General features: G+C 38.7%; 10 protein-coding genes. All 10 read left to right on the forward strand.

What is annotated here, in order from left to right; translation table 11 throughout:
- The first annotated feature begins 108 nt into the window (after positions 1–108).
- The 10 genes from ACFO5Y_RS00490 (at position 109) to ACFO5Y_RS00535 (ending at position 14,543) form a co-directional block, all read left to right on the forward strand.
- Entirely contained in the window at positions 109–3,084 is a 2,976-nt protein-coding gene (locus ACFO5Y_RS00490) for a phage tail tape measure protein (protein ID WP_197103087.1), read from the forward strand.
- Positions 3,085–3,086: 2 nt separating this feature from the next.
- Positions 3,087–4,796, forward strand: coding sequence for a distal tail protein Dit (locus tag ACFO5Y_RS00495; protein ID WP_197103085.1), 1,710 nt, complete (start codon positions 3,087–3,089; stop codon positions 4,794–4,796).
- Positions 4,793–5,935 carry an NlpC/P60 family protein gene (locus tag ACFO5Y_RS00500; RefSeq protein ID WP_197103083.1) on the forward strand — a complete coding sequence of 381 codons (1,143 nt, stop codon included), beginning with the start codon at positions 4,793–4,795 and terminating at the stop codon, positions 5,933–5,935. The genes ACFO5Y_RS00495 and ACFO5Y_RS00500 overlap by 4 nt, the downstream gene beginning before the upstream one ends.
- Before the next feature lie 11 nt (positions 5,936–5,946).
- Positions 5,947–9,180: a glucosaminidase domain-containing protein gene (locus ACFO5Y_RS00505; protein ID WP_197103081.1), complete on the forward strand. Its 3,234-nt coding sequence runs from the start codon at positions 5,947–5,949 to the stop codon at positions 9,178–9,180.
- A 6-nt stretch (positions 9,181–9,186) separates the two neighbouring features.
- Positions 9,187–10,947: a DUF859 family phage minor structural protein gene (locus tag ACFO5Y_RS00510; RefSeq protein WP_197103079.1), complete on the forward strand. Its 1,761-nt coding sequence runs from the start codon at positions 9,187–9,189 to the stop codon at positions 10,945–10,947.
- Positions 10,948–10,965: 18 nt separating this feature from the next.
- Positions 10,966–11,622 carry a BppU family phage baseplate upper protein gene (locus ACFO5Y_RS00515; protein ID WP_197103077.1) on the forward strand — a complete coding sequence of 219 codons (657 nt, stop codon included), beginning with the start codon at positions 10,966–10,968 and terminating at the stop codon, positions 11,620–11,622.
- Between the two features lies 1 nt (position 11,623).
- Complete coding sequence (locus tag ACFO5Y_RS00520) at positions 11,624–12,487, forward strand: hypothetical protein (protein WP_197103075.1); 864 nt, start codon at positions 11,624–11,626, stop codon at positions 12,485–12,487.
- 32 nt (positions 12,488–12,519) lie between these two features.
- On the forward strand, positions 12,520–12,867 hold the full coding sequence (locus tag ACFO5Y_RS00525) for a four helix bundle protein (protein ID WP_197103073.1): 348 nt from the start codon (positions 12,520–12,522) through the stop codon (positions 12,865–12,867).
- A gap of 249 nt (positions 12,868–13,116) precedes the next feature.
- Positions 13,117–14,211: a reverse transcriptase/maturase family protein gene (locus ACFO5Y_RS00530; RefSeq protein ID WP_197103072.1), complete on the forward strand. Its 1,095-nt coding sequence runs from the start codon at positions 13,117–13,119 to the stop codon at positions 14,209–14,211.
- Complete coding sequence (locus ACFO5Y_RS00535) at positions 14,211–14,543, forward strand: hypothetical protein (RefSeq protein WP_209494284.1); 333 nt, start codon at positions 14,211–14,213, stop codon at positions 14,541–14,543. Before ACFO5Y_RS00530 ends, ACFO5Y_RS00535 begins: the two co-directional genes overlap by 1 nt.
- Positions 14,544–14,592 lie beyond the last annotated feature (49 nt).

Here is a 14,592-nt window from a genome sequence, read left to right on the forward strand (position 1 = left end):
GGAGAATACATTAAAGCACAAGAAGAAAATAATAATCCGAGTGAGCCAAAGGTAATTCAAGCTAGCCAAGCTCATTTTGATGCATTTTAACGAAGGAGAGGTGAGTAAATGTCATCTAAAATTAAAGGAATCACAATAGAACTTGAAGGTAAATCAACCGGTCTTGACAAAGTATTAAAAGATGTTGAAAAGAGTGCGCGTAATACTAATAAAGAATTGCGTAGTGTGAATAGTTCATTAAAATTCAACCCGGGCAATGCTGAGTTGGTAGCACAACAACAAGAGCTATTAGCGAATCAGATAGATAACACCTCTCAAAAGTTAAAACAGTTGAGAGACGCTCAAGCAGAAGTTGATAGACAATTCCAATCTGGAGATATCAATGCGGAACAATACCGTGCATTTCAACGAGAATTAGTTGAGACAGAAAGTAAATTAAATCACTATCAAACTGCTTTGAAGAATTCCCAACAAGAACAAGAGGACCTTGCGAGAAATACTCAAAGGTTAGAAACTTACTTTGAAGCAACTGGAACATCGGTTGATGATTTCTCAGACGTTATTGGAACGAAACTAACGAATGCAATAAGAGATGGCCGAGCTAATTCTCAGCAATTAGAGACAGCTCTAAATCAAATCGGTCGTACTGCATTAGGTTCGGAAGCTGATATATCAAAGCTTAAAAACGAACTAGATTCAATTGATGATGGCTCATCGATAGAAGATGTAAGAAATGGATTACAAAGGCTAGAAACGTCAGCTAATGAAGCAGGCGATGCTTTAGAGAACATGGGTGACAAGTTAGATGCTGGTAACTTGATGGATGCTGCTGATCAACTAGGCGGTGTTACCGATAAGATTATCGACATCGGAACAGCCGCAATTGAAAGTAGCGGAGAAATCGATAATGCAGTTGTGAAGTATAACGCTGCCTTTGGTCTAGTCGGTGATGAAGCCGAGTCAACTGCTGAAAAAATAAATAATTTATACAAATCAGGCATTGTTGATAGTTATGAAGAAGCCGGAGATATTCTAGTACAAACAGGAACTCAATTAAAAGATCTAGATGATATTGAGTTGCAAAAAGTTTCAAGAAACGTCGCTATCTTCGCTAAGCGTTTTGATGCTGATATACCTGAATCATTGCGTGGTGTAAATGCACTTATGACAACATTCGGAGTATCAGCGGATGAAGCACTGAATGTGATGACTGTAGGAACTCAAAGAGGATTAGATAAGACAGATGAACTAGGGGATAACCTTGCAGAGTACGCGACCCTATTTGAAGAGTCTGGATATAGCGCTGAAGAGATGTTTGCTATCTTAGAAGCCGGTCTTGATGGAGGGGCTTACAATTTAGATAAGGTTAACGACCTCGTAAAAGAGTTTGGAGTAAGACTGAATGATGGTTCGATTGCTACGGCCGTTGAAAATCTAGGTGGTGGGTTTGAAGAAGTTTACCAAGAAATTGAAGATGGTAATTTAACAGCTAAAGAAGCCTTTCAATTATTAGGTGAAGAAATTATGTCACTAGGATCAGAACAAGAAAAGGCTGCAGCAATTTCAGAGATTTTCGGTTCTATGGGTGAAGATGCAGGTACAAAGGTTATTGAAGCAATGATTGGTGCAAGTGGTGCTGTGAATGGTGTTGAGTCTGCTTATCAAAATGCGGACGAAGCTGCTCAAATATTTTCTCAAAGAACTCAACAAGAAAAATTCAGTTCAAACTTAAGGAAATTGGAGGAAGCTTTATTACCTTTAGGTGAAGCTTTACTCGAACTAGCAAACGATATTTTACCTATAGTTATTGGTTTTATCGAAGATTTAATAACTCAATTCAATGAATTAAGCCCAGCAGGAAAAGCTTTTGCTGAGTTTATTCTGTTGCTCTCAGGTATTGGAGCGGTAGTCGCCCCAATTGCTGTAGCAGTTATGGGATTAGTTGGGGCATTTTCGGCATTAAACATAGCAATGCTTCCTTTAACAGCTGCAATTTTGGGTATTTCTGCAGTTATTGCTGGTGTGATTATCGCTATGCAAAACTGGGATGAAATTATGGCTTGGCTAAGCGAGGCGATCTCGACAGCAGTCACTGAGTGGGGGACAATGTTTTCCGATGTAGGAATAGTAATAGCGACCTTTGTTCAAACAGGTATAGCTTGGATTAGTAATTTAGGTATGAGTGTAATTAGTTGGTTTAGTTCTATGTGGGCTACCGTAAGTGAAAGTGCTAGTGGAATGTGGAGTTCAGTCAGTACTGCTTTTTCTAACATTTGGACTTCAGTAACTACTAGTGTATCAGGCGCTTATTCAAGTGTGCAAACTTGGTTCTCTAATATGGTAACGGCAGTATCAGGAAGATTAAATAGTATTTTAGCAAAAGTTAAAGAAATCTGGACGAGTGTAGTTAATGCGATAAGAGATAAAGTATCAAGTGCAAAATCTGCTGCTGATTCTGTAATGTCTGGAGTCTATGACACTATCACAGGGTGGTGGAATAACTTCAAAGATGCAGGGTCTAATATTGTATCGATGATTGCAGATGGTATTAGTGCAGGGGTTGGGAAAGTCAAATCTGCAATTGGTAATGTGACTCAAACCATCCGTAATTATTTGCCTTTCTCGCCAGCTAAAGAAGGAGCATTAAGAGATATTCATAGACTTAATTTCGGAGGAACCATTGCTGATTCCATTGATAGAGATGCAAATAAACCGGTAAGAGCTATTGGTAATTTAACTCAAAGTATGATGAGTGCATTAAAAGATATTCCATCAAATTTTGAATTCGGATTAGGGGCAAACATTTCAAATTTAATGAAATCAATGAATCGGACATCGAAGCAATTTGTTGAGAGTAGCAACTCAGGACAGAGCACCGAAACGGCTTTAAATATTGGAACAATAGACAATAGTCAAATGATTAATTTGCTTGCCGTGATTGCGGAGATGTTAGAAAGTATTCAAAATAAACCATCGGACACTTACTTAGATGGAATGAACTTAACTAAAGGATTACATCCATATCAAAAACAATACGAAACTGTTTTAACGACACGTAAAAACAGAATGAAGGGAGACTACTAATTGTGCGATTAAAAGCTACATACAATGGCTATGAATTAACAAAACATTGCAAGATTTTAAACGTCTACCCGAGCATAATGCCAGAAGTATCCAATACCTTCATGAATCATCCGACAAATGAATTAAGCAAACTTAAAAGTAGCAAACTTAATCCTATTCGTCTGACAATTGAGATTGGTATTGAGGATAATATCAGCCATCATATAGAACAACTTGCGAAGATTCTATATCAAGACGAAGTGAAACCTTTAATCATAAGTGATAAACCAGACCGCTATCTTAATTGTAAATTGGATGGCGGTTCTTTATCGTCTAGTCGATTTCGTTATGGAGTTTTCAAATTAAATTTTGTCAGTGAAGATACTTTTTGGAGAGATGTTAAAGGTTCTGTAAGAAAGTATTTCAACAGTCAAGGTAGAGTGGTCGTTGATAATAAAGGAACTGCACGAACAACGCCTAAGTTTGAAGTGGACTTCAATGATGATTGTGGTTATCTAGCCCTTGTAGCACCAAATGGATACCTAGCAATTGGGAATCCCCAAGAGGTTGATACAGTTATATTACCCCCATCGGAATACGCAATGAATGAGGAGATGACGGATCTAAGAAACTTTAAATATCTGACTAACCCTAGTGGTTATCCTTATATGGGTAATTTCAAAGTAACTAACCGAGCTACAACAAACGAGTGGGGTGCATCAATCAATCCAAACGGAAGAGATACATCAGAAAATTGGCAAGGGTATGCTTATGAACGTATCTTTGATGCAGGAGAGTATGATCAAACTGCGGATGATTTTCTATTAGAAAGTAGAATGGATATTTATGATGCGAATGGAACAAACTCAGGACTTAACTCAATAATATTAGCTGTGTTAACAGAAGACAATCGAATTGTGATGGGTGCTAATATATATGATAATTCTGGGGATAAGAACGATTTAATTGTAAAATTCTTTACTCAAGGTTCACAACCGGGATTTAGTCGAACAATTCATACAGATTCTTTATCTAGATTGAATGGAAGTGTCACCTTAGAGAAAAGAGGTAATTTATTATCCTTTGTTGTGAATCACAATGGATCTCAAGGTAAGGCGCAACCAGCTATCTCAACAAGTGATACCGTATATATCAAAGATAGTGCTCGGTATGGATGGCATCACAATGGAACTAGGTATTCAGTTCAAGGCTTTACACGTGGACGACCAAATACAATTCGCGGAGTACGAACATTTCAAGGTAAGAAACAATTCGAAATCATGTATGGTGGATTTCCGATTTATTGGATGAATGAAGAGGATCTAACAACGAATAGAGTCGTGAGTATCGGAAGCCCACCAAAGTCAATAAGACACTATGCATATAACAGTGCAGCAGGACAAATGAAAGCAAGCAAGGTTTTTGTTGCTTCAGGAGGATGGAAGAACCGTCCGATTTACAGCCATAACATTATTAATAGCATTAAGGTCCAACGTCGTTACTCATCACTGTATAGAGATATAGAAAATATCTTTATGAAAGGTGATAAGTTAGAAATTGACAATGAAACTGGCGAGATACTATTAAATGGCACTGAATTTGCTGGCCTCGTTGATGTCGATAGTAAGTTTTTCAAATTGGATGGTGGTCCAACAGAAGTTGCTCTTGAGACAAGCTCATGGGCTAGTATGCCGTTCGCTAGTATTGAATATGAAAGTAGGTGGTTAAATTGATTCATGTCTATAATAATAAGTATGAACGAATTGGTAGCATTAGTAATGATACCGAGAAAGGAATTATGTACTATGATGATGTTTTAACCACTAGTATTGATTCAGCATTATATACATTCGAATTCAAAATACCAAAAACGAATACAAGAAATAGCATTATTGCAGTAGGTAATTTGATTGAAGAATTTACACCTGAAGGTAAACAAACATTACAGGTTATAACGAGCATAAAAGAGAATACAAACGATAAGACAGTGTTTTGTGAAGATGCTTCAATAAATATGCTGAACGGATATGTAGATGCAATTGAACCTCCAAAAACAAATGAAGCAATTAGTTATTATGTTAACCATATCATTGAAAATACTGGCTGGAACTTAGGACTAGTACAAAGTGAAGAAACATTAAAACTTGAGTTTGGGCAACAACAAAGACGACTTGAAAGGATACTTCAGATAGCTAAAGAATTCGGTGTAGAAGTATCCTTTGAGGTCGATTTTGAGGCAGGTTCACCACCAAGGATGCACATAAACTTTCTAAAAGAGCGTGTAGAGGACTTTAAAGGATTCAGAGTATCAAGCGACGACTTACTTTTAGGTATTGAAAGAAATGTTGACTTATATAACGTCATTACGAAGTTAAAAGTACGTGGAGCTCAACAACAGTCAGTATCAGAAGGAAGTTCAGATAAGCCGAACACTCCAGAACCAGTTAAACCAGAACCTCGACCTGAAGTTAATACTAAGAATAATAAAGCGATTCAATGGGCTCATGAAACAGGTAAACGAAGATTACCTTACACATGGGGAGGGAATGGACCTAATGGTTATGATTGTTCGGGATTCGTTGTTGCTGCATGGAGAGCAGCAGGGGTTAGTATTCCTGGACGTCCTACAACACAAACAATGTGGAATCAACAAGGACCATTCAAACGTATTTCACAAAGTGAATTGGTTCCTGGAGACCTTATCATGTATGACACTGGTTATACTTGGCCAGGCGATGCGAATCACGTAGGTATTTACCTAGGTGATTCTTTGAGTGCGCCTAATTCGGTTATTCATGCAGGTGATCCGGTAGGTATTGTCCAAAGAGCTAATAGTATGTCAATTGTCGGTTATATTCGAGTTATTCAATAAAGGAGGTAAATATGACAACGAGTCAGTATTTAAATAGCATTAAATCAGGTGCAATTGAAGGATGGCGAACGCATCAAGTTTTACCTTCTATAACCGGTGCTCAAGCAGCATTAGAGTCTGGATGGGGAACATCTTCTTTGGCACAATCCCCATACAACAATAACTTTGGAATTAAGGCAAGTGATGATTGGACTGGAAGAATCGTCACAATGCCAACCAAAGAATGGACTAATTCAGGATATATTACAGTTCAGGCAGATTTTAGGGCGTATGACTCAATCGCAGATAGCGTGAGAGATCATGCGGCCTTTTTTACTAATACGCCTTGGAGAGAACAGAATTATAAAGATGTCATTGGTGAACGTGATTATAAAAAGGCTGCATGGGCACTACAAAATGCTCCAGCACCTTATGCAACAGACCCTGGTTATGCTACAAAGCTTATTAACATTATTGAAAATAATAAATTGGATGAATGGGATAAGGAGGCACTAACAGGTCAAACGACCTCGCCTACTACACCCTCATTGAATCAACCAGATATGCAACCAAAACCTAAGAAGACAGGTGCTGAATTAAGCACTGCCGGGCGCTCATTTGTACAAAGTCTTAAAGTTTCAGTCATTGGGGACAGTTTAGGGGTAGGTACTGAACCGTACTTAAAACAACTTATTCCAAATTCAAATTATGATGTTGTGGGGAGTAGGCAAATAACGCATAGCATTGAATCCTTAGATGGAACCAGGGCACTGACAAAAATGAAGAGCAATGGAACATTGCATGATTATGTTGTTGTTATTCTAGGTACTAACCGCGGTGTGACTGAACAAGAAGTGAATAATTTTGCATCAATCGCTGGAAATAGCCGGAAAGTTCTTTTTGTAAATACGGCATCTCAAGTAGGTCATGCAAATGAGGTATCTAGGGTTTATAACAAATTATCAACGTCATTAAGCAATGCTTATTTTGTTGATTGGCAAACATATGCCTTATCTATGCGTGAAGCGTGGTATTACTCAGATGGTTCCAATGGCGAATATATTCATATGAATGCGGAAGGATATCGTCGTCACGCTGAATTTATTGCTCAAGCCATTTATGAATCTGCTACAGCTGATTTTTCAGAAGAGACTGCAGTAGATACGCTTACGGCTTATACAAATATAGCAACAATTGAATTGACGCCTGATGGAATGATAAGTTTTGATGCCTTCGATATGGACGGTAATAAAGTACATTTTGACCGTGATATTGGGGTTAAAGGTCTATCGTCGCCAATGGGTGACTTTCATATTTATAATCATGAAGCGAATGAAAGATGGAATACACAAGATAGCAATGAATTTGGGGCAAATTGGATTGAAGGTTTTTACGAAGATTCAAATCGAAAATTAGATATTATGCTAATTGAAGAAGCAGCAAAATACATGGATCAACACAGAGAGCCTTCAGCACAATATACCGTGAGTTTATTTGAAGTTCCTCAAAATTTATCTATTGGTGATACAGGGATATTTATTGATCATGAATTTACACCGCCGTTATACATACAAGCCAGAGTACTGTCTATTTCAACAAGTAGAACGAATTCAAGTTTGAATAAAGTGACCATTGGGAATGTTGTCGAATTAGAACCCATGGAAAAAGATTCTACTATTGCTTTGCAAGGAGAATTAAGTCGTGTTAGAGATGGGATATATGACCAATGGGTTAAAGGGGAACCACCAAGATTAGAAATCATTGCATTGGATAGTACAACACTAACTGATGAGAATACTGAAGTGCTATTAATTTGTAAAGTATTTCAGGGGAATATTGAGGTTACAGAACAATTTAGTAACTTTAGATGGTCTAGAGTGTCAGAAGATACTGTAAGTGATTCATACTTTAATGATGTCATTTATGATGCGGAAACATCAAGTGTTATTAATGTTAAAGCACGGGATTTAGAAGGAATAGCAAGTACTTTCTTATGTCGGGTATATGATGATGCGAATAGATTAATTGGAACTATAAGCACAACAGTTTCGAAAACAGTAAGAGGTAAGTCTGCTTATGAATTAGCTATTGAAAGTGGGTTTGAAGGTACCGAAGAAGAATGGCTTGAATCACTAAAGGGTGAAACAAGCGTAGGTCAACCTGGACCTCCAGGAGAAAACAACTTCATTCACACTGCATGGGCAGATGACGATAAAGGAACTGGTTTTACAACAGCTCATGAAGAAGGGAAAACTTGGCTTGGTACAACAGTTACAGAATCAAGAGCGGACCCAGAAGATTGGCGCGCTTATGATTGGCAGAAAGTTCAAGGGCCAAAAGGTAATGAAGGAGAAAAAGGGGAAGACGGAGAAAGTGCAAGCGGTATTAATCTTCTTCTTAATGGTGATAACAGCTTTAGTACAACGTCGTATCAAGTGGCGCAATACACTACAACCGAAGATATTAAAGCAGGAGAAGAATACACGTTTACTTTAAGAGGAACTAAGAAATCAACTCAAAACTTTGGACTATGGCAAAACGGCGGTTCGAACGGACTTGGAAGCTTAACATCACTTGGTGACAATCTATATCAACTAACCTTTACTGCTGTCGCTCCGACTGCTGATTACCGTAGGATATTCCGTATTTATCAACCAGATAGCTCAACCGCAGGGCAAGCGACCATTGAATGGGCGACTTTAGTCAAAGGTGCAGTCGGTTTGGAGAAATTTATTAAGTCGCCCGAACAATTACAAGGTGAAATTGACAACAAAGCATCAAACAGTGCCTTAACTGGTGTTTCTAATGAAGTGGGAGCATTGTCTAAATCTCAAAGACAAATGCAAGAGAACATGGAGGCATATTTAAAACAGCAAGAAGAATACAACCAATGGCTCCAAGATGTCGAAGGCGACGCTAAGAAAGCTAACGACCTTGCAGAAAAGGTTGATAGTGCACAAGTCGATATTCAGACCGAGCTTAATGACCAAGCCCAGAAATGGGTGACTCAAGAAGGGTATATTCAGTTTGATGGTGAGACGAACACTATTAGCATAGCAAGTGAAAGTAAAAACACGCAAATGATAATAGATGATGAAGCACTAGGATTCTATTCAGGTGGAACACGAGTAGCGGCTATCACCAATCAATATTTACAAATCGACAGAGGTATCTTTACGAAAAGCGCACAGATGGGGAATCATAAATTTGAACCATTAGCTTCTAATCCAGACCACTTCATATTATCTTACGTTAAAGGGGGGTAACTAATAATGGCGGAATGGAAAGCGAATTATGACAAAATATCTTTTGTGGTAACGGCTACTGAATTAAGCACTAATATTGAAAACAACACGTCAGAAATTCAAATTGTTGCTGAATTTAAAGCTGACAGAGGAACCGCTGGTTATAACGGTTATCCGCAAACAGTAACGATAAAAGTCGGAAATACGACGGTCGCCGATTTATCTGGCATAACTTATAGCTTGAGTAATGGTGGAATACGATCTTTAGGGACGTGGACAACTACCATCAATCGCGATACATACGAAAGCACTGTTCCGATTGTTGCAGAAGCGAGTGATGTAGGCTATTTAGGAGAAAGCGATGGAGTTACCGCTACCATAAACAAATCACTATCATTATCTGAAATCGCAAGAGAATCTATTCCGTCATTGCATACAACTTCAATTACATTTGGTAATGATGTTCGCATATATACCAATCGACAAAACACAAGCTACACACATACAATGGTGTATAGAATTGGAACAAAAGAAGGACTGGTAGCCAATAACGTTGGAAGTTACCATGATTGGACACCACCGAACAGCTTGGCAGAAACCTTTCCAGATTCATTAAGTGGCACAGTGGATATTGAAGTCACAACATTTAATGGTAGTAATGAACTTGGAACAAACACAGTTCGGTTGACATTGTCTATCGATACAAATTCAACGGCATTTAAACCGCATGTTAATCCGCCGACGCTAGAAGAAAGAAATTCTTTGATTTCTTCCAATATTGGTGATGTTTGGGTACAAGGACAATCAAGAGTTAATATTATCGGTGGTTCATTAGGTAGATATGGGGCCAAGATAGTTTCAGGAGCAATCATCATGAACCCCGGACCGAATCAACAACGCGCGTCCGCCGATTTAAACACCGAATTTGAAACACTTAGTCAAATTATGCGTTTTACTACTGCTGGGACATTCAATATTGCCTTAGAAGTAGTTGATAGTCGTGGATTACGAACAACATCAGATCCAAAAACGATTGAAGTCGTAGCGTACAACGCACCTATACTAAGCGATGTTACAGCGCACCGAGACCCTGATTCACCGACAGATATTGTTATCGGTGCAAAGGGTGTTGGTAGTCATTTAGGTAACGAAAACACGCTGACGCTAAGCGCCCACATAAGACCGGCAACGGACACAGTTTGGGACGATACACATCAGGTAGTAAGCAACACCAGCACTAATGGTTCGGTTAGCATATCAAATCAATCATTTAGTGGTTACAGCGAAGCTTTGAGTTATGAAATTAAAATTGAATTGAAAGATAAATTGACTTCGTCGCAAGTTTCAATAGTGACCATCGGAACAACAAGCGTTCTATTGGACGCTTACAAAGACGTCGGAATGGCTATTGGTAAGCTTTACGAACCTGAATATGCAAGCAGTTTGCAAGTCGGGGAAAAAGGTTTAAGGTCATCTGGACCAATTCGAGTTGGTGACGAGAGCGTGATGTACGTTCAAGAAAACGGCATATATAATGGTGCGGATTTAAATAATTTCACAGAATCAGGGATATATACCATAAATAATAATTCGCAAGGTACGATAGTAAATGCTCCATCTAGCTTCCAAAAGAATAATATTGCGCTATACGTCATTAAGGTGTCAAACACTGTAACAATCCAGTGGTTTATGTATGCAAGTGCTGCCACCGAAGATTTTCCAAATCATATGCCAATATCATATCGCCATAAGTATGCGAATTTCTGGTTACCTTGGAAAACACTTTAATAAAGGAGATGATATAAAGTGAGGAAAAATAAAACTTTTGAAGTAAATATCTTAAGTGAACAAAGCTCCTATGTGCAAACGGAAAACGCTTCTTTTTATACGAGTGATACAGAAGCTTTTCTTAATTTTAAGCCTTATGATGTTGATTTCAATTTCACGACTGCAACGATCGCACTGCTAAACCGTGATGATAACAGTTTAGTAAGCGTTGATGTAACTGCTGTTGAAGGTGTTGCAGAATTCGAAATGACACCAGAAGTTATTGCACATTTTGGAAACTGGGTTGCACAAGTAGTTTTTAAAAATGATAACGAATCGTATACAAGTGGGCTTATTAGTTTTGATGTCAATCGCCATTTAATGGACGAGCGTCCACCAAGATTAGAAGATGTCGAAAGCGTGTCGGTATTAATTTCAGAAGCCAATGCAATCATTAGCGAATTAGAAAAAGCAATGAGTAATATGGACTTTCAGAAGTATGATAATCACATTAATGACAGTGCAGTCCATGTTACGCAAGCGAACAAAAACACTTGGAACAACAAGCAAAATGCTTTGACAGCAAAAGAAAAAGAAGATTTCAAACGGTATACGATCGTTGACGACAACGGAACAGATAAAACTATTTCGTTTGCGGTAGTCAACGGTCAACCAGTTTTAAGAACGGAGGAATAAAATGGCAACTAATTTAAATTTACCAAATGCGGAAAACCAAGAAAGAATTGCTAAAGCGCTGGAAGAATTAGCAGGGAAAACATTTGTTACGGACAGTTCTGGTTCACCTGGTGCTACAGGAATTCAAAAAGGCGATAAAAAAGCAGGGCTATACAGCTTTGTGCTACCGCAAGAATTCGGTTTAATCGAAGGTAACCCAGAAGGGCAACGAGAAATGACCGCTTCAAATCTAGCGCTTGCGTGTGGTTTGGCTGCAGGAACCCCAATTAATGAAAATACGACTTGGGCGAAGTTTAGTTCAATGGGAGAAGTAATTTTCGTCCCTGTTAAACCGCTACGGAGTTCGGTCAGTTACATAGATATTTATGAAGCTGGACTTGTTTACGGTGATGGAACAAATGGGCGCGTGGTGCCGACCTTATCAAGTGGAGCATCGGCCGTTACGACCAAACAAGAAACGATTGTAACAATTGGAGGTCACCGTTATAGCGTGCGTTTAATGCGTGGTGCCGGTTCTGACCCACTGGATAGTTATAACGACGCTGACCGTGGTATGCCTGGTGAATTGAGCGAATGGAACAACTTGATTCTTCCGCTTCACGAGAAAGCGCGTTTACAAGATTGGGCTTACCCAGCGCACGCAGGGACAACAGAAGATTGGGGCATTGGCTTAAGTGACGAAGATTTAGTCACACATAGTTCGGCAGGCCAAGGCTCTTATGCATGGTGTATTGAGCAATCAGACGTTACTCCTACGGCGCGCGTCATTCGTGGCTACAACGGCGATTCTTACGGGAATCACAATAACGCTTGGTATGCGAATTCGAATTACGCTTGGCGCCCCGCTTTGGTTCTGCTCTCTTAGGCCGTAGCGAAGGCGAAGGCAGGAGTTGAAAAATGGAGCATAAAAATTCACAAGGTTTACTGGTTTCTAGGAAATCAGAAGCATTATTAAACAAGGTCTATCCAGTATTGAAAAACTTTCCGAAATCGGAGAAGTTTTCATTGTGCGCCGAAATTAAACAAAACTTTTATGATTTGATTAAGTTTATTGAAATGGCGAATTCAGTTAAATCAAAACGAAAAGTTTACGCACAAGAAGCAGACGGCCATTTGCAGACGGTAAAGATTTTGATGAGATTATCCAAAAACAGAAAATATATAAGTAAAGGGTTTTACGAAACCGTAAGTGAGGACTTGACCGAGGTAAACAAAATGTTATCTGGTTTCATTCGTTCCGCTTAAATACATGAGGACAAGACTGTAACGGCGCGCGTCATTCGTGGCAACAACGGCGCTTCTTACGGGAATCACAATAACGCTTGGAATGCGAATTCGAATTACGCTTGGCGCCCCGCTTCGCAAGACGAAGTAGATTATCACGGTCAAGGCTTTGATAACACGATTGCAGAACTTGCAAAGGAGTTTTGTTCTCTCGTCCATGACGTAAAAATATGAACAGGTAATCGTCCGACTACTGAAAGGAGCGCACTTTTGCCAAATTTATTTAATGAAATATTCAGTATGGAAAATCTAAAAGCAGCATATCAAAAATCATTGAAAGGAGGCGGTAAATACAAGAATGAATCATTGAGATTCCAACGCAATGAAGCTGTTAATTTAAAAGCTTTAAGGGAATCAATCCATAATAAAACTTATCGTTTCGGTGGATATAAAGAGTTCACGGTTTACGAACCTAAAGAACGCGTCATTAATGCGCCTTACTACAAAGACAAAATTATCCAACTGGCTTTGATCGAGAGGTTGAATCCGATATTTGAAAAGTCGTTCATCAAAGAAAGTTATGCTTGTATGGTCGATAAAGGAACCCACGCAGCTGTTAATCAAGTTCAGAATAACCTACGTGGTGCGTATCGAAATTATGGTTCGGACGCCTATATACTTAAAGGCGACGTCAGTAAGTTCTTTTATTCGATTGACAGAGAAATTCTCAAAAAGATATATCGGAAAAAGATTAAAGATGAAAATGTTTTGTGGGTAATGGACTTAATTGTTGATAGCGGTGATTTAATCAGTGAAAAAGGGTTGCCGTTAGGTAATTCATTGTCGCAGTTATGTGCCAATATATATTTAAATGAATTCGACCAGTATGCCAAAAGGTGTTTGCAGTATAAATATTACGTTCGGTATGCTGACGACGTAGTTGTGATATTACCAAAAAAAGGAACGGCTAAAAGGGCTAAAACGGAGTTTGAAAACTTTTTGATCAACCACTTAAACCTAAAGCCAAACCCTAAGAAAACGCAAATATTTCCAATCAAACAAGGCGTAAACGCATATGGATACAAAATATATAAAACTCACAGGTTGTTGCGCAACGAAAGCAAAAAGAAAATAAAGCGTAAGATAAAAGCAATGCCGTGGCTAATTGGACAAGGAAGAATGTCAATTAACAAAGCCAATGAAATGTTAGGCAGTTGGCAAGGCCATGCGGAACACGCAAGTTCAAGGAACTTCATGCAAGGGATTGCAAATAAACGGCCTTTTATATCGATTGAAAACGGAGTATTAAAGATAAACGAGGAGGAGTTAAATTGTTATATAGAGAAAATAGTGAATACAGACTGATGTCGGTGCTTGCAACATATACGCATAACGACGTTGAAAAAGAGCAATACATTGAAAATGAACAGCGATTAAAACCCTACGAAGAAATGGGACATATCACTAATCTATCTTTTCAAGACGTAGAACATGAACCCGACATACTGGCGCGATTGGAAGAGGTGAAAAACTATCCAGAATCAGAGTGGGAAACGGTGAGCGAGTACGTCTTAAATAACAAAGTGTTGCCAGGAACAGCGCTAGAAATGAAGAAGAAGCAAGAACAAACTGAAGCGCTAATACAAACAACCGCAGTGGCACTAACTGAATTCATTTTTGCAAACGCAGGTGAATAAGCATGCTAATACTAAAAACTTTAATCAAATATTTATTCAATCGAAAGGA

The sequence above is a fragment of the Ruoffia tabacinasalis genome, from assembly GCF_042652985.1.
GTDB classification, from domain to species: Bacteria; Bacillota; Bacilli; order Lactobacillales; family Aerococcaceae; genus Ruoffia; species Ruoffia tabacinasalis.